Below are 22,229 nucleotides of genomic sequence, written 5' to 3' on the forward strand. Positions count from 1 at the left end.
GTTAAAGCATCCTTTAATGTGCTCTGCTGCTATGAAAGACCTCTTTCATAGAACAAGGTCACATGCACTGTTGCGGCGCCCAGTGGGTTTGTTGGTTGAGTTGGTCCTCGGCCATGGTGTCAGGGCCAGACTCGCGCTGGTAAGAAGATCGAATGGAATTGCAATTAACCACTTAAATCATTGATTTAATTGGAATTTTTTGAAAATTCCGACGCTAAATGGATTTGCGTTTAAGCACTATTTACGCCCAGAAAGGCAGGTACCGGGCATACCGGGTCGAAGTGGTTTCGGACTCGTCCGCCTTGATCAATCCTGCATCCTTCGCGGCCCCAATCACCTGCGACGCCGTCACCGCCTTGGCTTCTGGGAGTTTGAACCGCTCCCGCAGGCTTTGGTTGGACATCCGCTCATTGCTGACGTATTTCAGGCAGCAATGTTGGTAGCAGGCTCGTATGCGGTCTGCTTTGCTCATGTCGGCAAAGTCCTGGTGTGCAAACAGAACCGCCGTGGTGCGCGTTTCGCTGATGCGAAAGTCCGGTGCGGGCAACTGGAAGACTTCGGCCAAATGCACGACCTTGTCGATTCCGCTGCCTTTTTCTTCGCACACACCCAGGCGGCGCATCAACTCGGCCAGTCGCTCGTTGCGCGAGCGGAACTCGTCAATGAAACGCTCGACCTTGATAGGGGGCAGTCCGGGGTTGGAGACTTCCAGTCGGTCGGCATACATCTCGACCATCACCGATTGCCCCGTGGCCTCAAAGTCCTGGTGCACCAGCGCGTTGGCCACCAGTTCACGAATGGCTTGGCGGGGGAACATCTTGACCTCTTCGCGCACCACTTGTTCCACAAAGTGGTTGAGAGGCGCCGACGAATGCACGAAATCCACCAGGCTTTCAAAACCCACGGCATACCCTCGCCCGCCGGGCTTGTCATCACGGGTGACCAGCTTGTTCACACCTTCATAAATCACGACCCTGGCCGCCTTGCGTGCCAGCTCAGGCGAAAACGCATCCAGCCGCTTGGCCAACAAGATGGCGGCCAGATTGGTGATGCGCCAGCCCTCAGACTCTTCCTGTATCAGCCGCTCTTGCGCCAAGCGGGCCAGCACGCCCTCGCGGGTGGTGGGGTATGGCAGGCCCAACAACTCGAAGAACGACTGGGTGTCCAGCAGCGCCACCACCTCGTCGGGGCGGGCTGCATCGCGGGCTGGCTGCTCAAACCAACCGGGGCTCCCCTCCGCCACGATGCGTTTGAGCTGATCGACCGTCATGGGCACCAGCTCTTCCCCTGCGCGCATCAGGTAGGCGCCCTCGTGGTGCAAAGGCGTTCCCACGGGGCGCGGTGGCACGGTAAACACCAAAACACGCCCATCCGGGTGCGCCAGCTCTTGCACCTCCACCCGCATGCGCAGCGCCCGCAAAATTTGGGCAGTCACCTCGCCTGTGTTCAAGAACGCCTGCGTGCCCACCACCCGGCGTGGTCGCTTGTCATCCACACCCAGCACAAGGTGTCCACCACCTTCGTTGGCCAGGGCCACGCAATAGCGCAGCAATTTCACAATGTCGTAGTGTTGCCTGGCCTCTTTGAACTCCAGGTGCTCACTTTCTGGGGCCGACGCAAGCCAGCGGCCCAGTGCTTCCAAGGTGATCATGCTGCGGCCTTCTCGATTTCTGCCATAGCTCCCGTCAGCCGCAACTGGCCGGAGATCAGGCGGGGGAGCAGGGTGTCGCGGAGGGTGGAGAGGGTTTGGGCTTGCTTTTCGTTTTCGACCAGCCTGTCAAACAAAGCGCCTGCAGCCTCTGCAAATGAATTCACGATCTGAGCTGGTGGAATCAGCGCAGGAATGGGTCGAAACGCTTTCTTGCTGATTTCCATGAAGGTCGATCCGTTGGCCCTTGCCTTGATGAAGTCCATGTTTTGGCGGCACCAGTACAGCATGTACAGCGGTGGGAGCAAACCTCCCGGTGGGATGGCGATGTAGCCTTGGTTGATAGCCAAGGGAACATGAGCAATAGCCAAGTAGCCAATGGGTGCCCGAGATGACAAAAGCAATGTGCCTACCGGCAGCAAGCCTGAACCGATCTTGGCCAAACCTTGGTCACTGAGCTTGCGTTCGGTGTCCAGCAGCACTGGCGCAGCAATGCCAGAAAGATCTTTGGGCGTGGTCCAGCAGTGAATTGCAGGGGTCCAATACGCCGCATTTTTGGTGTCTGGTGTTGCGCCACCGGTTGCTTCAACGGCATCACCAATCGGCAACACCCGCCAACCCTTCGGCACCCACCCCAACTCCGCTTCCTCCAGCGCATCCGGAAACAGCGCGGCGGTGGCTTCGTCCATGCCTTCGGGGGCGCGGCCTTCCATCTTGGCGCGCACGGGGTCGAAATCGACAAACCACGACTTGAACAGCGCCTGGGCGATGGCTTCGAGCGTGGCGTTGGTTTCGCGCAGAAGGTTGATGCGGTCATTCATGCCGCCGATGAGTTCGACTAGGTTGTCTTGCTCTGCCAAGGTCGGGCAAGCGACCAACATCCTCTTTGCAGCGCTTACGTTGAAGTGCTGTTGAACAGCGCCTACCAAATTGGCCGCAATGTGATTTACAGCAGCAGCGTTTACCCAATAGGAAAAAAATTCCGGGCGCAACCGAGGCCCACATCTAACAAGAACCAAGTCTGAACAGTTTGCCTCCCCCAGCGATTCAGGGATGACGGCGCATGTGCCTGGCTTGCCTGTCCGCACGATGGCAACGTCGCCAGACCGCAAAGCGGATTTCTTCAACTTTGCGTGGAACTCTGGTGAGATGAACTTTAAATCTGTCTTTTTTACAGCGAATGGCTCAATGTTGAGTGAGCGAAGAAATGGAATTCCAGCATCGACGTACTGATCCGCCATCGTGCCAACGAATCCGACAGTCACCTCATCCGCGAGCGCTTCAAGCGGGACGAGAGGCCACTCAGAACTCATACCCCAACCCCCCCAGCTTCTGCCGAATCACCAAATCCAACTCCGCGCCCTTAGCCATCTGCTCGCCCAGCTTCTCCGTCAGCTTGACCATCTTGTCTGCAAAGGCATCGTCGTCGTCCTCCACCGCCTCGGCGCCCACGTAGCGGCCGGGGGTGAGCACGTGGCCGTGCTGGGCGATCTCGGCCAGGGGCACGCTGCGGCAGAAGCCGGGGATGTCTTGGTAGGGGGTGATGGGGTAGTGGGGGTGGGCTTCGACGGGCTCAGCCTGAACGGATTGAGGTGGCGCTCTGGCTTCGACACGCTCAGCCTGAACGGTTTTTGGGGTGCTGGCTTCGACAGGCTCAGCCCGAACGGGGGTGGGGGTGGGCGAGGGCGCAATAGCAGTTGGCGCGGGCTCGCCGCGCCAGGCGGCCACGGTGGCGGCGATGCGGTCGATGACCTCGTCGGTCAGCTCGCCCTGCACGCGGCTGATCATGGTGGCGAGTTTGCGGGCGTCGATGAACAGCACTTCGCCCTTGCGCTTTTTGCTCTTGGCCAAAAACCACAGGCACGCCGGGATTTGCGTGTTGAAGAACAGCTGGCCGGGCAGGGCGATCATCACTTCCACCACGTCGGCGTCGACCATGGCGGCGCGGATCTGGCCTTCGTTGTTCTGGCTGCTGCTCATGCTGCCGTTAGCAAGCACGATGCCTGCGCGACCCGTGGCTTTGAGGTGGTGCAGCATGTGCTGCAGCCAGGCGGTGTTGGCGTTGCCGTGGGGTGGGTCGCCGTATACCCAGCGGGCGTCGCCCTCCAAACTGGGGTGCCACCAGTCGCTGATGTTGAAGGGCGGGTTGGCCAGGATGAAGTCGGCGCGCAGGTCGGGGTGCTGGTTGCGCACAAAGGTGTCGGCGGGTTCGCGGCCCAGGTTGAAGTCGATGCCGCGAATGGCCAGGTTCATGGCGGCCAGGCGCCAGGTGGTGGGGTTGCTTTCTTGCCCGTAGATGGACACATCGCCCTTTTTGCCGCCGTGGGCTTCGATGAACTTTTCACTCTGCACAAACATGCCGCCGCTGCCGCAGCACGGGTCGTACACCTTGCCGGTGTGCGGGTTGAGCACGGCCACCAGGGTTTTGACGATGCTGGCGGGGGTGTAGAACTGCCCGCCGCGTTTGCCTTCGGCGCTGGCGAACATGCCCAGAAAGTATTCGTACACCTGGCCCAGGGTATCGCGCGCCACGTCGGGGGTGTCGCCAAAGCCGATGGTGGACACCAAATCGACCAACTCGCCCAGTTTGCCGTCGGGCAACTGCGCACGGGCATAACGTTTGTCCAGGATGCCTTTGAGCGTGGGGTTCTCGGCCTCGATCAGCGTGAGGGCGTCGTCGATGCGTTTGCCAATGTCGGGCTGCTTGGCGCTGCTGCGCAATGCCTCCCACCGGGCGGCTTCGGGCACCCAGAAGACGTTGGCTTCCTTGTAATAGTCGCGGTCTTCCAGCTCGGCCGCAATGTCGGCGGGGTCGGCGTCGCCGTAGAAGTATTCGTCGTCGGGGTCGGCCAGGCGCAGCACCAGCGTGGCGTGGTGGGCGGCAAAGGTGTCAGAGATGTATTTGACGAAGATGAGGCCGAGCACCAGGTGCTTGTATTCGGCGGCGTCCATGTTGGCGCGCAGCTTGTCGGCGGTGGCCCACAGGGTTTTCTGGATGTCTTGGAGCATGTGGCTGCGGTGTGTTGCCGGTAAGGGCCGTCAAGCGGGCAGGCCCGCCGCACACACTGCGAAGACCCTGCCACGGGGTTGCTTCTTCAAATACTACTATTTTGATAGCTGCTAGCGCTTATCCAATAAGCGCTAGAGGCCGTTTTGACCATAAATCTGGTCCCCTCGACAGGAATCGAACCTGTATCTAGCGCTTAGGAGGCACTCGTTCTATCCATTGAACTACGAGGAGCAAGACAGCCGCGCATTGTAGTGGGCGCACGCACGCCCTCTGGGGTGCGCAGCCTCAGTCGTACTTCACCGTGTAGATGATGTCCACCGCGCTCTTCTCGCCCGTTTGCCCGCGCAGGGTGAGGCTGCGGGTGAGGTCGTAAAAGATGTACAGCGTGCCCAGCGTGCCCGACAGGCTGCGCTCGTACGTCACGTACAAATCCTGGGACAGGCGCTTGCCGAAGGTGAGGGCGGCGGCGCTGGCGTCTTCGCCGGAGCCGGGGCCTTTGACGCCGATTTCATCGAGGCCCAGGCGGCTGGCGATGCCGCCGCCGGGGTTGTTACCGCGGCCCAGCAGGGCCAGGGCGGCTTGCTGCAGCACGGCGGCTTCGGCGCCGCCCGCGGCGGCGTCGCGGCCCAGTACCACCCACGAGAGTTTTTCGGCGTCGGGCAGTTCGGGGTCGGAATACAGCTTGACGCGCGGCGCCTTGGCGCTGCCGGTGACCTGCACGCCCGCCCGCACGCTGATGTTGGGGCGCAGCGCCAGGATGTCGAGCGAGGGGTTGTCGTAGGGGCCGTTGAAGCGGATCAAGCCCGTTTCCACGTTCAGCGACTGGCCCCAGGCGCGGTAGCGGCCTTCGTCGGTGCGCACTTCGCCGGTCACGCGGGGGGGGGCGCCGGGCACCGCGCTGCTGCGGATGTCTACCTCGCCCGTCAGGCGCGTGGTGATGCCGTGGCCGCTCAGTGCAAAGTCGCGGCCCAGGTTGAGGGTGATGGCAATGTCGGGCGGCTTGGCGGTTTCGGCCTGGGCCGCTACCTGGTTGGCCTTGGCGGCGGCTTGGGCCTTGGCCTGGTCGGCGCGGTCTTTGGCGGCAGACCGCACGACCACGTCCGAGCCCAGGGTGGGCGCGGATTCGTCGGGCAGGATGATGGTGGCGCGGTCGGTGGTGAGCTTGCCGCGCAGGCTGATCTGGCCTTGCTGCAACTGCGCCTGCAAGGTGCCCGACACGCTGACCTGCCGGTCGGCCCGCACCAGCACCTGCAGCGCCTTGGCCTCGGCCTGCAGCGACATGGCAATGCCTGACAGGCCGGTGGCTGCGGTGGCGCTGTCGCCCCAGGTGACGCGGCCGGTGGCGGTCAGCGTGCCGCCGTCTTGCGACGCCGCGGTGCGGTTGCCGCTGAAGCCCGCAATGCGTGCGCTGCTGCCGCGCCCGCCCTGTAGGCGGAACTCGGTGATGTTGAGCTGGTTGCCCTGCAGCGTGGCGCGCAGGCGGCCGCCTTGCAGGTCCACGCCGTCGACCACCGAGCGCACGGCCATGTCGTCGGCCCCCAGCGTGCCCGCCCAGCGTGGCGCATTGCGGGTGCCCGACAAGGTGGCGCTGGCATCGAGCGTCCCGCGCACGCGCCAGCCGGGTGGGGCCAGGGCCGACCACACGCCCACGTCGGGCAGGCGGGCGCGCAGGGTGCCGGCAAGCGGGGCGTCGGCGGCCCAGTTGATGGGGCTGTCTGCGGTGGCAGGGGCCAGGCGGGTGTTGAAGGTGGCGTCGACCTCGCCTGCGCGGTCGCTGGCCCACAACAGGCGGGCGCGCAGGGCGTCGCCTTCGGCTTCGATGGAAATTTCTGCCTGGCGCACGCCTGCCGGGGTGCCCGTAGTAGGGGTGGCGGTTGCTGCGCTGGCGGACGCTTCTGTGGCAATGGCGGTGACCGCGCCGGCGCCGGTACCCTGGCCGCTGCTTTGCACGGCGGTGACGGCGGTGGCATCGCCCGCCAGGATGCGCAGGTCGCCACTCGCCCGGCGCAGACTGGCGCTGGCGCGCAGGGTGCTGGCGGTGTCCACGTTCCATTGCCCATCCAGCACCAGACTGGAGGAAAGGCCCATGCGCGCCAAGAGCGGCTGGGCGGCGACGCCCGGCGCGCCCGCGCTGCCCGGTTTGTCGCCCAGACCCAGCGCATCCACCCACGCCGTGGGCAAGCCTTGCAGCGTGCCCTGGGTTTGTAGCGTGGCGGGTGTGCCCGCGCTTGCGCTGGTCACCACGCGCACGGGCTGCCAGCGCAGGGTGACGGTGCCGGGCGCAGGGCCGGTCAGGCGGGCCTGCCCTGCCGAGGTTTGCAGAGTGAGTGCAGAGGCCGTGCGGGTGCCATTGATAGAGAGCGGTTCTGCCAGTTGCAATGCCCAGGGGCCGGGGCGCTGCGCGTCTTGCGCTTGCAGGCGCAGCTCGCTGATCTGTGCCTGCCATTGCCCGGCAGCGGTGAGCCCACCCGTCAGGCGTGTTTGCAGGGTGGCACGCAGGGACTGCGGGGCCGTGGTGCGCGCCTCGCCGTTGAGCACCAGCGAGGCCTGCGCCAGGCTGCCCGACAACGTGGCCGTCAGCGCGCGCAGCTGAATGGGTTGCAGGGCAGCGGCTCCGGGTTCTGCGCCGGTTGCGGCGGCTGGTAGCGTCAGGTCTAGCTGGGGTGCATTGAGGGTGGCTTGCAGCTCGAATGGCTCTTTGCCGGTGGGCAGTGCCTTGCCGGTGCTGGCGGCTTGCAGTTGTTGGGCGGCGGTTTGCCAGCCACCCTTCCACCGCGCTGTGATTTGTGCGGCGCCTTTGGCGGTGGCGCCCTGCAGTGCCTGCTGCAGATCGGCGCCTACAAAGGGCAGGGTGGTCAGCCATTGCACGGTGCGGTCGGCGTCGACCCACTGCACTTGCAGATCGCCCGCGCCGGTTTGCGGGGCGATCTGCCCGTTGGCGCGAGCGATAGCGCCGGGCACTGTCAGCGACAGTTGTCCTTGGGCAGATTGCGCGCCCAGCGCGATGCGCAGGTTGGTGGCCTCTGCGCGGGCCTGCAGGGCATCGAGCACCAGGCGGTCGATCTGAAGGGTGCCGCCGGTGTCTGCGCCTTGTGCGGTGGTGGACGGCTGCCAGCTGCCTTGCGCGGTGAGGGTGTTGATGCGCAGCGGGGCGGGGCCGGTGGTGCGTGTAGCGCGTGCCGTTGATGTGCTGCGCGCCGCCGGGCCCGGCGTGGCGCGGATGTCGGCGTTGAAGCGCACGGCGGTGCCTTGCGTTTCGGCGCGGATGCGGCCTGACAAGGGCGCGGCGGCCAGCGCGGTGTGCAAGGCGTCGGGCCGCAGGGCGCGCAAATCGGCCTGACCTTCCAGCGCGCCGGTGGCGGGGGTGTAGTGGCCTTGCACGGTGGCGTTGCCAGTGCCTGCGCTGAGCGTAGCGCTGGGTACATCCCACCGGGTGCCGTCATAGGTGGCGCTGGCTTGCAGGGCGGTGAGGGGAAGGCGGGCCTTGTCCCACGGGCCGGGCAGGTCGTTGCGCAGCTGCGTTTTGATGGACCAGCCGCTGGACGTTGGTGCGGTGCCACCGGGCGCCGCGTCCGTTGTTGTCGGCCCGGCTTGCAGCGTGCCGTGCAGTTGGGTGACAGGGGCCTGGGGCCACAGCGCGGCCAGGTTCACAGCGCGCAGGGTGGCGGTGGCTGCCAGCAGAGGTTGTAGCGCCCACGGCGCCAGCGTGGCTCGCACATCGGCTTGCATGGGCTCCGCAGGGACTGGTGCGGTCGCTTTGGCAGTGGGTTTTGTTGTGGTTTTGGGGCCAGACTTTTCGGGGGATGTGGTGGACGTGGTCGTTGATGCAGGCTGAGATGGCTGCAAAGGTGTGGTGCCCGTCGTCGCCCTATCCGCCACAGGGCTGACCCGTGCCTGCAGTTCCAGCCGCGCCGCCGCGGTGGCCAGCGTGCCCTGCAGCGTGGCGTGGGCGCCCAGCTGGATGGGTATGGTGGACGTGCTGCCCGGCACGGTGGTTTGCACATTGCCGTCCACCGTGAGATTTAGCTCCATGGGCGCCTGGGCCTGCAGGGTGACGCGCGCGCTGTAGCGGCCTTGCGCCAGTTCCACCTGATCAATGTTCAGCCGGTGCTGGCTGCCGTCAAACCGGTAGTCGCCTTGCAGCCCCAGCGCCTGCACAGCGGGCGACCCAGCCCACTGGATTTCATCCACCCGAAACGGCACGCCGATCTGCAGCGGCAGCACCAGCTCTGTCATCGGGGTAAGGGGGGTGTCGGGCGCCGGAACCGGGGGCGTCTGGGGCGTGATCAGCACGCGGGCCGCATGCACCTCGCCCAGTTCCAGGCGGCGCTGCAGCAAGGGGGCCAGTTGCCAGCCCAGGCGGATGTCGGTCACCTCGACGGTGAGGGTGGGGCTGCTCCAGCGCAGCCAGCCAATGCGCCCACCGCTGCGCAGCGCGCCAGAGACTTCGCGGCTTTCCAGCTTTTGCTCGGCAGGCAAATACTGCGCCGCACGCGCCAGCGCAGCGGCCAGCGATGTGCTGCTGCCCGCCCACAGCCACACGCCAGCAGCCACCGCAAGCACCAGCGCCACCAGGGTTAGCAGCAACCAGCCCAGCGCTCGCATGGCACGCGGCGCGCGCCGCGGTGGCGGGCGTTTGGCCGATGACGACCCGGCGCTGAAATCGGATGCGCGGGTGCGCGGCGTGTGGGGTGTCTGGTTGCTGGTCGCCATCAAAAGCTGAACCCCAGGCGCAGGTGCAGCCGCACCTCTTTGGTTTTGACGCCATAAGCCAGGTCAGCCTGCAGCGGCCCCACCGGGCTGCGCCAGCGCACGCCCGCACCTACGCCGACGCGCGGGTCCAGGTCGCCCGAGCGGTCGGCCACGGCGCCCGCGTCAATGAAAAGCGTGCTTTCCCAGTCCGTCATGCTGCCGTTGTAGACGATGGGGCGCTGCCATTCGACACTGCCCGCCGCCATGTAGCGGCCGCCATAGAGCTGGCCGTTGTCGGTGCGCGCCCCGATGCTGCGGTAGCCGTAACCGCGCACGGTGGTGTCGCCCCCCGTCAAAAAGAGCTGGGTCACAGGCACCTGGGCGCTGTCGCTGGCCAGCACCGCACCCGCTTCGGCGCGCAGGGCCACGCGGGCATTGCGCCCCAGGCCCGCGTCGTCGGTGACATGCCCGGCCGGTATGAACGACTGCCAGCGCACCAGGGTGCGCACAAACGGGTCGCGCTCGGGCCGCAGCGTGGTGCCCAGGCCCAGTTCCACCGCAATGCCGTGGCCGCGGGTGGGCGCCGTCGTGCTGTTGAAGTAACGGCCCGTCCAGCCGTAGTTGATGCTGAGGGCGGTGCTGGATTCGGCAGGCGACAGCGCATTGGCGGTCAACCCCTGGCTGTTGGCGTAGTCGTACTGCAAAAAGTAGTTGCGGTCGATGTGTTTGGTGCTTTTGCTGCGGCCGGATCGCACACGCCCGCTGTTGACGTCGTAGTCGCCTGTGGCCTCGCGCTGCAGTTGCGCGCCTGCAAACCAGCGCCAGCCGTTGTTGTTGGGCAGGTCGGTCCATTCGCTGCTGGCGTGTTTGGTTTCACGGTCCAGCGACAGCTTGCTCACCGCGCGCCAGCCAATCACGGGCAGCTGGTTATGGATGTGCTCCAGCGACAGGCGGGCGCCGCTGTCGGTCGAAAACCCGGGACCAAACACCAGCTTTTGCAGCGGGGCTTCGCGCACCTGGGCCACCACGGGCGCAGCCTCGGGGTCGGTGCCCTCGGTGTCCAGCGTCAAAAACACCGCGTCGTAATAGCCGCTGCTGGCCAGGCGCAGTTGCGCGTCCAGCATCTCGGCCTCGTCATACACCGCCCCCGTGGGCAGGCGTGCCAGGCGCCGCGCGGCATCGGGGTCGTAGCGCTCGCTGCCCTGCACGCGCAGCGGGCCAAATCGGTAGGTCGGGCCCGGGTCGTAGGTGACGCTGAGCTTGGCCTCGTGCGTGTCGGCATCCACCTCGGCGCGGCTGTTGGCAATGCGCGCGGTGGGGTAACGGCGCACCTGCAGCTGGCGCAGGCCGCCGGTTTTGGCCGAATCCCACGCAGACTGGGTAAAGGGTTGGCCTGGAGGCAGCGACCAGTCGCGCTGCACGCGCTGCTGCTGGCGGGCGCGGCCTTCGGTGTTATTGCCTGCGGTGTTGGCAAAGTCAATGTCGGCGCTGGCAATGCGCGTCTGCGGACCGGGCTGCACGGTGACGACCACGGTGCGCGGGGTGCTCTTGCTGTCGCGGGTTTCGGTCAGCTCCACCGTGATGGTGGGCGCAAAGTAGCCCAGCGTGCCCAGCAACTCGCGGGCATTGGCGTCTGCCGCGCCCAGCAGACGCTGCAGTTCATTGGCATGCAGATCGGGCAGGTTGCGAAAGCGCTGCAGCTCCAGGTGGCGCTCCAGCGTCTCGCGCACGGCGTCGGGCGCGCGCACCTCCACGGCAAACGAGGGAGTGTCCGATTCGGCGATCACAGGGGCCGACGCGGCGTCTGCACCCTCGGCTTTGTCTTTGCTGGGCAGCAGACTGCAACCGGGCAGGCACAAGGCGCCAAAAAGCAGCAACGCCGACCATGGGGTCGGCGTTGAAAAAAGTGCAGTGTGCGAGAGGAGGCTGCGGGACACGGCGGGTGCTTCGGTTGGGATGGACGGGGGCATGGTACGGCACGGCGCAGACACGGCAGGCGCAGCGGCACCAGGGGGGCGAGTGCAGTGCCAGAGGGCCTGCCAGCGATGCCACACTATCGCCGCAAAAAGTGAGGTTCCTTGTAAGACAGAGTCCCGCAGCGTATCCGGGTGCGTCGGGGCCGGGCTGCTGTGTGCAGGCGCCCCGGGGGCACACCGCTCAGCTCTGGTGGTTGCGGTACATCACGTCCGTGCGCAGTACATATTTCACCCCACTCGTCACCACCGAGCCCTGGTGCCGCAGTCGGTGCGGAAACACCAGCGCCGTGCCCTGCGCGGGCTGCACGCGCTCCCAGCCGAAGTCCGTGCTGCCGCCCTCGAAGTCGGCGTTCAGGTAGACCATGAAGGTGAGCAGGCTCTCCTGGTCCGGCCCAACGCGCACCGTGCCGTCCTGGTGCCAGGTGAACTTCTGCTCCTTCTCATACCGGTAGTAGCGAAACCGCTCGTTGAGCCCGCTGAGCAGCAAGCCCTTCAGCTCTGCAGGCAGCAGCGGGCGTGCGCGCTCGAACAGCTTCGTCGCGAGTTCATGCCGTTCGAAGATCACGCGGTCGTTGTTGCGCGCATCCTTGTACAGCAGCTCGCCATCGTCCGTGCGTATCGCTGCCTCTTCGTACCCCAGGCCCTCGCTGTCGGCGATGTACTGGGCGCACTCCTGGGGCGACAGGAAACCATCGATGGTGAAGACACCCGCACCGAGTGAGTTGACTTTGAGGGAGACTGGTTGGCTCGACATGGCGGGCATGGTACCCGCAGCCTTTGGCGAAAGCGATCAATGATTGGCAGGCAGGCAGGCAGCTCGATCAGAACACCACCCACAAGGTCGCGGCCACCACCGCGCCCACCAGCAGGGCCGGTGCGGCCACCGACCAGTCCTGAGTGGACGGCACACTCGCCCCGAAGGCCGATGCGGCCAGCCAGGCGTGCAGCCAGTAGATGACCCCAGACCCGGCCCCGGGCATGAAGGTGGTGGCCCACCAAAAGCTCAAGGGCGCCAGGGCAACCGGTGCCAGCGCAATGGGCAGCGAGCGCAAGTACCCCGCCTGGAACCGGACCGACCCCAGCCGCCAGCCCATGGGCGTGCGCACAGGCACCAGGTTGGGCATAGTGGGCCGTGCGCCCAGCAGCGCAGCAACTGTCCAGTGCATGGCCTCGTGCAGCACCGTGCCCGGCAGCACCGCCAGGCAGTAAGACCACATGCCGATGTGCACGCACAGGCGCTGGAAGACGAGGATGGCTGCTAGCACCAGCCAGTCCCATGCGTCCAGGGCCTGGGCGCGCACGGTGGCCCAGGCCAAGGGGTGGGTGAGGGCGTCGATGATCCATGCGGTGTTGTCCATGGGAGGTCAGTCCGCCGCTTGTTCGAAATGTTTGCTCACGCCGTGCCAGTGTGCTGACTGATCACGCACGTTCACCGGCGGCCCTGAGGGCGTCTTCTTCGGCGACCATGGCCATGCAGACCTCATCGGTATGCCGGTGGCTGAACATGTGCTCAAGCGAATTTCGCCATAGCAGCAGGTTCTGAGCGGCACCACTTCCCTGCAGAGGGTAGTACTGATTGTGGGGCTCTTGCATGAGATGGTCCATGCAAAGCAAGCGCGTGGGACTGATGGGGAAAAGGATTGAGGTCTGCGGATTGGCGATGCCACGGAAGCGCAGCGACGGATGGACGAAAGTCACTGGCGCATCACTGGTGATGAACACGGGCTCCTCTGTACAGAGCATCGACCAGCGCATGCGCATGAACTGGCTCGAGTATTCCGCCGCGCCGTGCATGTCCTGGATCCAGTTGCGCTTGAGATCGTCCTCCGTGGCATCTCGATAGGCTGGCCAGCTCGCTGTGTCGACACGAAAGGTCCGATCCTTGTGCAGGAACGAATGCGGAACTTCACCAAGGCGTTCGATTTCGTCGCAAATCCGTCGATGCAACTGCTTGTACATCTCAAAATGCCTAGGGTTTCGCAGCATCATCGTGGCCGCCAGCAAGCTCACCATCTGACGAAGTGGTTCCCAGCTGAGATCGAGCATTTCCGCCTGGAGGGCGCGCCACACCGGATCTGCGAACCACTGCTCCAGATCGCTGAGCTTTTTCTCAAAGCTGTCGTCTCGGACCCCTGTGTTCGGATCGCGGGGCACATAGAGATAGAAGCTGACGGCGACCTTATCAATCGGCTTGAGCTCGGGCTCCCCTGCGTCTTTGCTGAATCGCCAGATCTTGCGACGCTGCGTGTCGGCCGCAAAGGCGCGAAGGTAGGCCTGCGGTACCCAATGACACCGCTTGGTCACTTGTGCGGGAGGGCTTGGACTCGAAATGGAGTGTCCTTTAAATCAGTAAGCAACATCTACCCGTAAGCACTGCCTAGTCTGCGCACTTCGTGGTCCTCTTTTCTAGCAGAAAGAAGCGTTGCTGCCGCCTCCACCCATTACTTAGACAACAACCGCATCGTCTCTTCCAGCCCCTTGAGCGACAGCGGGTGCATGCGGTTGCCCACTAGCTGCTGGATGATGCTGATGCTCTGGCGGTACTGCCAGACACCCTGGGGCTCGGGGTTGATCCACGCATGCTTGGGGAAGGCATGCGTCAGGCGCTGGATCCATTCGGCGCCCGGCTCTTCGTTGTTGTATTCGACACTGCCGCCGGGCTGGAGGATCTCGTACGGGCTCATGGTGGCGTCGCCCACAAAGATCAGTTTGTAGTCCTTGTTGTACTTGCGGATGATGTCCCAGGTGGGGAACTTCTCGGCAAAGCGGCGGCGGTTGTTCTTCCACATGAAGTCGTACACGCAGTTGTGGAAGTAATAAAACTCCAGGTGCTTGAACTCGGTCTTGACCGCGCTGAAAAGTTCTTCCACGCGCTGGATGTGTTCGTCCATGGTGCCGCCCACGTCCATCAGCAGCAGCACCTTCACGTTGTTGTGCCGCTCGGGCACCATCTTGATGTCCAGATATCCGGCGTTGGCCGCCGTGCTGCGGATGGTGTCGGGCAGGTCCAGCTCCAGTTCATGCCCTTCGCGCGCAAATTTGCGCAGGCGGCGCAGCGCCACCTTGATGTTGCGCGTGCCCAGCTCCTGCTGGTCGTCGTAGTCCTTGTAGGCGCGCTGCTCCCACACCTTCACGGCGCTCTTGTTCTTGCCCGCGCCGCCAATGCGCACGCCCTGCGGGTTGTAGCCGCCGTGGCCAAAGGGGCTGGTGCCGCCGGTGCCGATCCACTTGCTGCCGCCCTCGTGGCGCTCTTTCTGTTCTTCGAGGCGCTTTTTCAACGTCTCCATCAACTCGTCCCAGCCCATCTTCTCGATGGCGGCCTTCTGCTCGGGCGTGAGTTCGTTCTCCAGGATCTTGCGCAGCCAGTCGGCCGGGATCTCCTTGGTGAAGTCGGCCACCATCTCCACGCCCTTGAAGTAGGCGCCGAAGGCCCGGTCGAACTTGTCGTAGTGCTTCTCGTCCTTGACCAGGGTCAGGCGCGAGAGGTTGTAGAAGTCGTCCAGTGCCCAGCCGTCATCCGACTTGGGGCCCACCACACCCGCCTGCAGGGCTTCGAGCAGGGTGAGGTATTCCTTGACCGATACCGGCAACTTGGCCGAGCGCAGGGTGTAGAAGAAGTCGATGAGCATGAAATTGGCCTCCAGCGCTTATTCAGTAAGCGTTCGGCGCTCTAAAAGATATAGCAATTGCGCTTTGGCCTCCGGCCATTCGCCCGCCCGCATGCTGTACATCACCGTGTCGCGGATGGTGCCGTCGCGGCGCAGCGCGTGGCCGCGGATCACGCCGTCCTTCTTGGCGCCCAGGCGCTCGATGGCTTGTTGTGAGGCAAAGTTGAAGTTGTCGGTGCGCCAGCCCACAACGTGGCAGCCCAGGGTGTCAAAGGCATGGCCCATCATCAGTAGCTTGCAGGTGGTGTTGACATGGCTGCGCTGCACGCTTTTGCGGTACCAGGTGTAGCCAATCTCCACGCGTTTTACGGTGGACAGGATGTCGTGGTAGCTGGTGGTGCCCAGCACCTCGCCGGTGGCGTCGTCGACCACCGCAAACGCAAAACGGTTGCCGTCGTCGCGCATCCGCAGTGCGTCTTCGATGTACTTGCGCGTGTTTTCGGGCTCGGGCACCGAGGTCACGCGCAAGGTCCACAGCTGTCCGTCGGCTGCAGCGGTGCGCAGGCCCGCTTCGTGCGAAAGCGCCAAGGGTTCCAGGCGCACGCCTCGGTCTGTCAGGGTAATGGGCTCAACAAAAGGCACGGCGCGCTCCGGTGGGGCTGTCGGAAAGGGGCGTAGAGGCGGCGGGCCTCTTACCGGTTTCTTTGGTTCATGAACACCAGCTTTTCGAACAGGCTCACGTCCTGTTCGTTTTTCAGCAGGGCGCCCACCAGGGGCGGCACGGCCACCTTGTTGTCGGCACTTTGCAAGGCTGACAGTGGGATGTCTTCGGCCACCAGCAGCTTGAGCCAGTCGAGCAGTTCGCTGGTCGATGGCTTTTTCTTCAGGCCCGGCAGGTTGCGCACGTCGTAAAACGTCTTCATCGCCACGCCCAGCAGGTCGGCCTTGAGCGTGGGGAAGTGCACGGCCACGATCTGGCGCATGGTGTCGGCTTCGGGGAACTTGATGTAGTGGAAGAAGCAGCGGCGCAAGAACGCGTCGGGCAGCTCTTTTTCGTTGTTGGAGGTGATGAACACCAGCGGGCGGTGTTTGGCCTTGATGAGTTCGCGCGTTTCGTAGCAGTAGAACTCCATGCGGTCGATCTCGCGCAGCAGGTCGTTTGGAAACTCGATGTCGGCCTTGTCGATCTCGTCAATCAGCAGCGCCACAGGCCGATCGGCCGTGAAGGCCTGCCACAGCACACCCTGGATGATGTAGTTGCGGATGTCCTTGACCTTTTCGCTGCCGCCTTCAAGCTGACTGTCCCGCAAGCGACTGACTGCGTCATATTCATACAGGCCCTGTTGGGCCTTGGTGGTGGACTTGATGTGCCACTGCAGCAGGGGCATGTCCAGCGCCTGGGCCACTTCCTCGGCCAGCATCGTCTTGCCGGTGCCTGGCTCGCCTTTGATGAGCAGCGGGCGTTGCAGGGTAATGGCCGCGTTCACGGCGAGCATCAGGTCTTGGGTAGCGACGTAGTTCTGGGAGCCTTGGAATTTCATGGGGGCGAATCACCGGATCGTTGATGAATGAGCTTGACAGGCGCTGGCTATAATCGGCGGTTGATCAGAGCCCAGAGCTGAACTTCCACGAGATTGTGCGCGCAAAATGAACAAAACGTTGACCACGCTATTTGCCCTGGCTGTCGCTTCCGTGACCGCCTTGTCCCACGCCCAGGAAGCCAAAGGCGACGTGGAAGCCGGCAAGCAAAAGATTGCCATGTGCATTGGTTGCCATGGCATTGTTGGCTACCAGGCCAGCTTTCCTGAGGTGCACAAGGTCCCCATGATCTCGGGCCAAAGCGGCAAGTACATTGCCGCAGCGCTGGTCGCCTACCAAAAGGGCGAGCGCAAGCACCCCACCATGCGCGGCATTGCCGCCTCGTTGTCTGAGCAAGACATCGCCGATGTGTCGGCCTACTACGAACAACACGGCAAGACCGGCGCCGAGCTGCCCGCCAAGCCCAAACGCGAACCCAGCGTGCAAGTGGCCGAGTTGCTGAAGAAGGGCGCTTGTGTGTCCTGCCATGGCGACAACTTCGCCAAGCCCATCGACCCGTCGTACCCCAAGATTGCTGGCCAGCACGCGGACTACCTGTTTGTTGCGCTCAAGTCGTACAAGGTCGAAAAGAACAACAACCTCGGTCGCAGCAACGCCATCATGGCGGGCGTGGCCAAGCAGTTCACCAACGCCGAGCTGAAGGCCTTGTCCAACTACCTGGGTGGTGTGGAAGGCGATTTGCAGGTGGTGCGACAGTCGAGCTTTCGCTGAGCGAAAAGCCTTCTCTCTCCAACAACAAAGCCCGCTGACTGCGGGCTTTGTTGTTGGTGGAGAAAGTTTTAGTCAAAAATGGCTCTAGCGCTTATCCATCAAGCGGTAATAGCTATCAAAATAATAGCTAATCCCTGGTGGCGCGCCGCTGCACGCAGGCGATGTACGCATCCCCATCGGGTGGGCGGCCTGCGCGCTGGCTTTCCCACAACATCTCGCCCAGGCAGTCCATGGCCGCGTGGTGGGCGTCGTGCAGCGAGTCGAGCCGCGCGGTCAACAATTCCACCGCCTGGCGGATGCCGCGGGGCTGGTCGATGCTGCACTGCTCGCTGATGGACAGGTGCATCGACAGGTGCAAGAAGGGGTTGGTCTGCGCCGGGGTTTCGTCGTAGTTGCGTGCCACGGCGGCATCGGCGTCTGACAGGTCGGCCAGGTACTCGGGGTGCTCGGCGATCCACAGGCTGGCCAGGGTCTCGATGGCTTCCATGGGGGCGCCGCTTTGGGTCTTGGCGTGCACCCCGCAAAGAAAGCGGCGCACGTCGGCTTGGGAGGGGCTGAACATGGGGCGAGAGCGTAGCACGCACCCTGTGGGCAACGTGCGCGCAAGGTCAGTAGTCTCAACCAGTTCAGGCGCCGTTGCGACGCGTGCCCGCGGCGGCGTCCTACGCGGGTGCGCGTGCCGCGAACCTACATTTGCGTTGCGCAGAGACAAGGAGCCGGGTCCGCTTTGCCAAGTCCTCAAATACCCGGTTATGGGAGAAGTGTCATGAATGCAATGCGAATCGTCGGTGTGCTGTTGTTGGTGGTGGGTCTGGCCGGGTTTCTGACCGGCGGTTTCAGCTTTACCAAGGACACCACGCAAGCCAAGCTGGGCCCGCTGGAGCTGACGGTCAAAGAAAAAGAATCGGTCAACATCCCGCAGTGGATGAGCCTGGGTGCCATGGTGCTGGGCGGCGTGGTGCTGGTGCTGGGCTTTCGCAAGAACTGACCACCCGCGCTCCGGCGGTTCACCCATTTGGATCACCCATCGTGGTGAGCGGACGCGGTTGCAGCTGTGGCCCCCGCCCGATCCACGCAAGGCAGGGGCTGGAGCTTCAGCACCGGTCGTTCGGCGCGGTGGGTGATTCTCTGGTTTTCCAGGTCGGCATACCGGCCGCAAACTCCCCTGGTTCCGCCCCTGGTTCTTTTTGCCGGATGTTCACTCCGGCCCATAAATCACATCCTTCGATGGGCGACGCGACCGCAGGGTGGCGTTGCCCTCACTGCCGTGGCGCCGCGCGGCAGGGGCGCTTTCTTCAAGCCCGCGGTGCGCCCATCATGCGTGAGATGGTGCGCGCGGCGCGCAGCAGCGCGGGCAGCAGCGTCTCCTGCATCACTGCCGCACTCGTGCGGTTGGCCTGCCCGCTGATGTTGAGCGCTGCCACCGTTTGCCCCGCGCGGTTGGTCAGCGGCGCAGCGATTGAGATCAACCCTTCTTCCAGCTCCTGGTTCACCAGGCACCAGCCCTGTTCACGCGCTTCACGGATGCGGTCGAGCAAGGCGTCCACGTCGGTGGTGGTGTGTTCGGTAAAACGCTCCATCGAATGGGCCTGCAGCCTGGCCTCCAATTCGGCATCGGGCAAGCCCGCCAGCAACATCCGCCCCATCGACGTCCAGCACGCAGGCAAACGCGAACCCACGCCCAGATTGGTGCGCATGATCTTGTGCGTGGGCACACGCAGCACGTAGACGATGTCGAGGCCGTCCAGCACGGCGGCTGATGACGACTCGCGCACTTCTTCCACCAGGTCTTCCATCACCGGCTCGGCCAGGTTCCAGATGGGTAGCGACGAGAGGTACGCAAACCCCAGATCCAGGATGCGCGGGCTCAGCCGAAACAGCTTGCCGTCGGTCTCCACATAGCCCAGCGTTTGCAGCGTGAGCAGGATGCGCCGCGCACCCGCACGGGTCAGGCCCGTCTGCGCGGCCACTTCGCTCAAGGTCTGCTGCGGCGTGGCCGCGCTGAAAGAGCGGATCACCTCCAGCCCGCGCGCGAACGACTGCACATAGCTGTCACTGGGTTTGGGGTCTTTGGTTTCTGCGGTTTGTGAATTCATACGTATGCGAATTATAATTCTTTCAGCGAACATTTGTTCTATATTCGAACAAATTTCGAAGAGACAACTACAACCAGTCAAACCAAGAAAGCGTTGCAATGATCAACAAACTGGCGGACTCGGTGGCCCACGCCCTGCAAGGGGTGAAGGATGGTGCCACGGTGTTGATAGGCGGATTTGGCACGGCGGGCATCCCCGGTGAGCTGATCGATGGGCTCATCGCCCAGGGCGCCAAGGACCTCACGGTGGTGAACAACAACGCAGGCAACGCCGACCAGGGCCTGGCCGCGCTGCTCAAGGCGGGCCGCGTGCGCAAGATCATCTGCAGCTTTCCGCGCCAGGTCGACAGCTATGTGTTCGACGAGCTGTACCGCAGCGGCAAGCTCGAACTGGAACTGGTTCCCCAGGGCAACCTCGCCGAGCGCCTGCGCGCTGCCGGTGCGGGCATTGGCGCGTTTTTCTGCCCCACGGCCCATGGCACCGAGCTGGCTGCAGGCAAAGAAACACGCGAGATCAACGGCAAACACTACGTGCTGGAATTTCCCATCCACGGCGACGTGGCGCTGATCAAGGCCGAGAAGGGCGACCGCTGGGGCAACCTCACCTACCGCATGTCCGCCCGCAACTTTGGCCCCGTGATGGCCACCGCCGCCAAGACCACGATTGCCACCGTGCACGAGGTCGTCACGCTCGGCGCGCTGGACCCTGAATCCATCGTCACCCCCGGCATCTACGTGACCCACGTGGTCCAGATCGACCGCACCGCCACGTTGGCCGGTGGATTCAAGAAAAGAGCATGAGGCACCCCCTGAGCCGCTTCGCGTCTTCCCCCTTCTCCTGCGGGAGGGGGACGCCACCCGTGGCCTGGCAAAGCCAGTTCCACGGTGGCACTGGTTGGTGGGCCGCTCCAGTTGCAATGGCTGCGGACGGTATGCAGCGGAATGGGTAATGAAAATGCTATTTGGCGCACAAGGAATAAGCGTGAGCAGCTATCAAAAACGAAGTAAAGACGAGTTGGCACAACGCGTGGCGCAAGACATCCACGACGGCGCCTACGTCAACCTGGGCATCGGCCAGCCCACCCTGGTGGCCAACCACATCCCGGAAGGGCGTGAAGTCATCCTGCAAAGCGAGAACGGCATTCTGGGCATGGGCCCTGCGCCTGCGGCTGGGCTGGAAGACTACGACCTCATCAACGCCGGCAAGCAGCCCGTGACGCTGCTGCCTGGCGGCGCGTATTTCCATCACTCCGACAGCTTCGCGATGATGCGCGGCGGGCACCTGGATATCTGCGTGCTGGGCGCCTTCCAGGTCAGCGCCACGGGCGACCTGGCCAACTGGAGCACGGGCGAGCCCGGCGCGATTCCCGCCGTGGGCGGCGCCATGGACCTGGCCATCGGCGCCAAGCAGACCTGGGTGATGATGGACCTGCTGACCAAGCAGGGCGCCAGCAAGATCGTCACGCAGTGCACCTACCCGCTCACCGGTGTCGCCTGCGTGAAGCGCATCTACACCGATCTGTGCACACTGGCCTGCACGCCCACGGGGCTGCAGCTCATCGATGTGGTGCCCGGCCTGACCCACGCCGAGCTGGAGCAGCTGGTGGGCCTGCCCATCCGTACAGCCGCCTGACCGAATCCAACCCCCCAAGAAACGAGGAGACAAAACCATGAGCCAACCACAACGCCAAGCCTTCATCTGCGACGCCATCCGCACCCCCTTCGGCCGCTACGGCGGTGCCCTGTCCAGCGTGCGCACCGACGACCTGGGTGCCATCCCCATCAAGGCGCTGATGGACCGCAACCCCGGCGTGGACTGGGCGGCAGTGACCGACGTGCTCTACGGCTGCGCCAACCAGGCCGGTGAAGACAACCGCAACGTGGCCCACATGAGCAGCCTGCTGGCGGGCCTGCCCATCGACGTGGCGGGCGCCACCATCAACCGCCTGTGCGGTTCGGGCCTCGACGCCGTGGGCACCGCAGCGCGTGCCATCAAGGCAGGCGAGGCCGGGCTGATGATTGCGGGCGGCGTGGAGAGCATGAGCCGCGCGCCCTTTGTGATGCCCAAGGCCGAGTCGGCCTTCAGCCGCAACAACGCGGTGTACGACACCACCATCGGCTGGCGCTTCATCAACAAGCTGATGAAGGAAAAGTACGGCGTCGATTCGATGCCCGAAACCGCCGAGAACGTGGCCACCGACTTCAACATCGAGCGCGAAGCACAAGACCGCCTGGCCCTGCGCAGCCAGCTCAACGCCGTGGCCGCCATCAAGGCTGGCCATCTGGCGCGCGAGATCGTGCCGGTGCACATCCCGCAAAAGAAGGGCGACGCCATCATCGTGAGCCAGGACGAGCACCCGCGTGAGACCAGCATCGAAGCGCTGGCCAAGCTCAAGGGTGTGGTGCGGCCCGATGGCACGGTGACGGCGGGCAACGCCAGCGGCGTGAACGACGGCGCCTGTGCGCTGCTGCTGGCCGACGAAGCCAATGCCGCCAAATATGGCCTCAAGCCCCGCGCCCGCGTGGTGGGCATGGCCGTGGCCGGTGTGGCGCCGCGCATCATGGGCTTTGGCCCCACGCCCGCCACGCTCAAGGTGCTGGCACAGACCGGCCTGACCATCGACCACATGGACGTGATCGAACTCAACGAAGCTTTTGCCGCACAAGGCCTGGCCGTGCTGCGCGCACTGGGGTTGAAGGACGACGATGCGCGTGTGAACGCCTGGGGCGGAGCCATTGCGCTGGGCCACCCACTGGGTGCCAGCGGCGCGCGCCTGGTGACCACCGCCGTCAACCGCCTGCACGAACACGCCGGCCAGTACGCGCTGTGCACCATGTGCATCGGCGTGGGCCAGGGCATTGCCATCATCCTGGAGCGCGTGTGACCGCG

18 protein-coding genes and 1 tRNA gene are annotated in these 22,229 nt (G+C 64.3%); 5 read left to right on the plus strand and 14 right to left on the minus strand.

The genetic code is table 11. The annotated features are described in order from the left end of the window. Nucleotides 1-241 precede the first annotated feature (241 nt). The 12 genes from ACK41V_RS02145 to ACK41V_RS02200 all read right to left on the minus strand — a co-directional run bounded on the left by ACK41V_RS02145 (nt 242) and on the right by ACK41V_RS02200 (nt 16,475). Nucleotides 242-1,651: an ATP-binding protein gene (locus tag ACK41V_RS02145; RefSeq protein ID WP_409777155.1), complete on the minus strand. Its 1,410-nt coding sequence runs from the start codon at nt 1,649-1,651 to the stop codon at nt 242-244. After that, on the minus strand, nt 1,648-2,961 hold the full coding sequence (locus tag ACK41V_RS02150) for a restriction endonuclease subunit S (protein ID WP_409777158.1): 1,314 nt from the start codon (nt 2,959-2,961) through the stop codon (nt 1,648-1,650). Before ACK41V_RS02150 ends, ACK41V_RS02145 begins: the two co-directional genes overlap by 4 nt. After that, a complete protein-coding gene (locus ACK41V_RS02155; protein WP_409777161.1) occupies nt 2,951-4,657 on the minus strand; it encodes an N-6 DNA methylase in 1,707 nt (568 codons plus the stop codon). Before ACK41V_RS02155 ends, ACK41V_RS02150 begins: the two co-directional genes overlap by 11 nt. 157 nt (nt 4,658-4,814) lie before the next feature. Continuing rightward, nucleotides 4,815-4,889: transfer RNA gene (locus ACK41V_RS02160), tRNA-Arg, on the minus strand. 54 nt (nt 4,890-4,943) lie between these two features. Continuing rightward, nucleotides 4,944-9,371, minus strand: a complete 4,428-nt coding sequence (locus ACK41V_RS02165) for a translocation/assembly module TamB domain-containing protein (RefSeq protein ID WP_409777163.1) — start codon at nt 9,369-9,371, stop codon at nt 4,944-4,946. Beyond that, nucleotides 9,371-11,320, minus strand: a complete 1,950-nt coding sequence (locus ACK41V_RS02170) for an autotransporter assembly complex protein TamA (protein ID WP_409777166.1) — start codon at nt 11,318-11,320, stop codon at nt 9,371-9,373. Before ACK41V_RS02170 ends, ACK41V_RS02165 begins: the two co-directional genes overlap by 1 nt. A 187-nt stretch (nt 11,321-11,507) precedes the next feature. Next, nucleotides 11,508-12,080, minus strand: coding sequence for a 2OG-Fe(II) oxygenase (locus tag ACK41V_RS02175; protein WP_409777169.1), 573 nt, complete (start codon nt 12,078-12,080; stop codon nt 11,508-11,510). A gap of 67 nt (nt 12,081-12,147) precedes the next feature. Beyond that, nucleotides 12,148-12,684, minus strand: coding sequence for a hypothetical protein (locus ACK41V_RS02180; RefSeq protein WP_409777172.1), 537 nt, complete (start codon nt 12,682-12,684; stop codon nt 12,148-12,150). A gap of 61 nt (nt 12,685-12,745) precedes the next feature. After that, nucleotides 12,746-13,630, minus strand: a complete 885-nt coding sequence (locus ACK41V_RS02185; protein WP_409777175.1) for a DUF4238 domain-containing protein — start codon at nt 13,628-13,630, stop codon at nt 12,746-12,748. Between the two features lie 137 nt (nt 13,631-13,767). Beyond that, nucleotides 13,768-14,955, minus strand: coding sequence for a vWA domain-containing protein (locus ACK41V_RS02190; RefSeq protein WP_409777178.1), 1,188 nt, complete (start codon nt 14,953-14,955; stop codon nt 13,768-13,770). Nucleotides 14,956-14,973: 18 nt separating this feature from the next. Beyond that, nucleotides 14,974-15,576: a GNAT family N-acetyltransferase gene (locus tag ACK41V_RS02195; RefSeq protein ID WP_409777181.1), complete on the minus strand. Its 603-nt coding sequence runs from the start codon at nt 15,574-15,576 to the stop codon at nt 14,974-14,976. Between the two features lie 50 nt (nt 15,577-15,626). Beyond that, complete coding sequence (locus ACK41V_RS02200) at nt 15,627-16,475, minus strand: AAA family ATPase (protein WP_409777184.1); 849 nt, start codon at nt 16,473-16,475, stop codon at nt 15,627-15,629. 106 nt (nt 16,476-16,581) lie between these two features. Between ACK41V_RS02200 and ACK41V_RS02205 the strand changes: the two genes are divergently transcribed. Next, nucleotides 16,582-17,244, plus strand: coding sequence for a c-type cytochrome (locus ACK41V_RS02205; RefSeq protein ID WP_409777186.1), 663 nt, complete (start codon nt 16,582-16,584; stop codon nt 17,242-17,244). Between the two features lie 127 nt (nt 17,245-17,371). On the opposite strand, the gene ACK41V_RS02210 is transcribed toward ACK41V_RS02205, so the two are convergent. Continuing rightward, nucleotides 17,372-17,806, minus strand: a complete 435-nt coding sequence (locus tag ACK41V_RS02210) for a DUF1841 family protein (protein WP_409777188.1) — start codon at nt 17,804-17,806, stop codon at nt 17,372-17,374. Nucleotides 17,807-18,010: 204 nt separating this feature from the next. Between ACK41V_RS02210 and ACK41V_RS02215 the strand changes: the two genes are divergently transcribed. Then, a complete protein-coding gene (locus tag ACK41V_RS02215) occupies nt 18,011-18,232 on the plus strand; it encodes a hypothetical protein (protein ID WP_176886849.1) in 222 nt (73 codons plus the stop codon). Between the two features lie 307 nt (nt 18,233-18,539). Here ACK41V_RS02215 and ACK41V_RS02220 read toward each other — a convergent pair whose 3' ends face one another. Continuing rightward, nucleotides 18,540-19,340 (minus strand): IclR family transcriptional regulator C-terminal domain-containing protein, encoded by an 801-nt coding sequence (locus ACK41V_RS02220; protein WP_409777191.1) that lies wholly within the window; start codon nt 19,338-19,340, stop codon nt 18,540-18,542. Between the two features lie 98 nt (nt 19,341-19,438). Here ACK41V_RS02220 and ACK41V_RS02225 point away from each other — a divergent pair, with 98 nt between their 5' ends. The 3 genes from ACK41V_RS02225 to pcaF all read left to right on the plus strand — a co-directional run bounded on the left by ACK41V_RS02225 (nt 19,439) and on the right by pcaF (nt 22,224). Continuing rightward, nucleotides 19,439-20,140, plus strand: coding sequence for a 3-oxoacid CoA-transferase subunit A (locus ACK41V_RS02225; RefSeq protein WP_409777194.1), 702 nt, complete (start codon nt 19,439-19,441; stop codon nt 20,138-20,140). Nucleotides 20,141-20,321: 181 nt separating this feature from the next. Next, entirely contained in the window at nt 20,322-20,972 is a 651-nt protein-coding gene (locus ACK41V_RS02230) for a 3-oxoacid CoA-transferase subunit B (protein ID WP_409777329.1), read from the plus strand. A 37-nt stretch (nt 20,973-21,009) separates the two neighbouring features. Next, nucleotides 21,010-22,224: a 3-oxoadipyl-CoA thiolase gene (gene pcaF, locus ACK41V_RS02235; protein WP_409777197.1), complete on the plus strand. Its 1,215-nt coding sequence runs from the start codon at nt 21,010-21,012 to the stop codon at nt 22,222-22,224. Nucleotides 22,225-22,229: the final 5 nt, after the last annotated feature.

Source organism: Acidovorax sp. (genome assembly GCF_046291265.1).
Classification (GTDB): Bacteria; Pseudomonadota; Gammaproteobacteria; order Burkholderiales; family Burkholderiaceae_C; genus Acidovorax.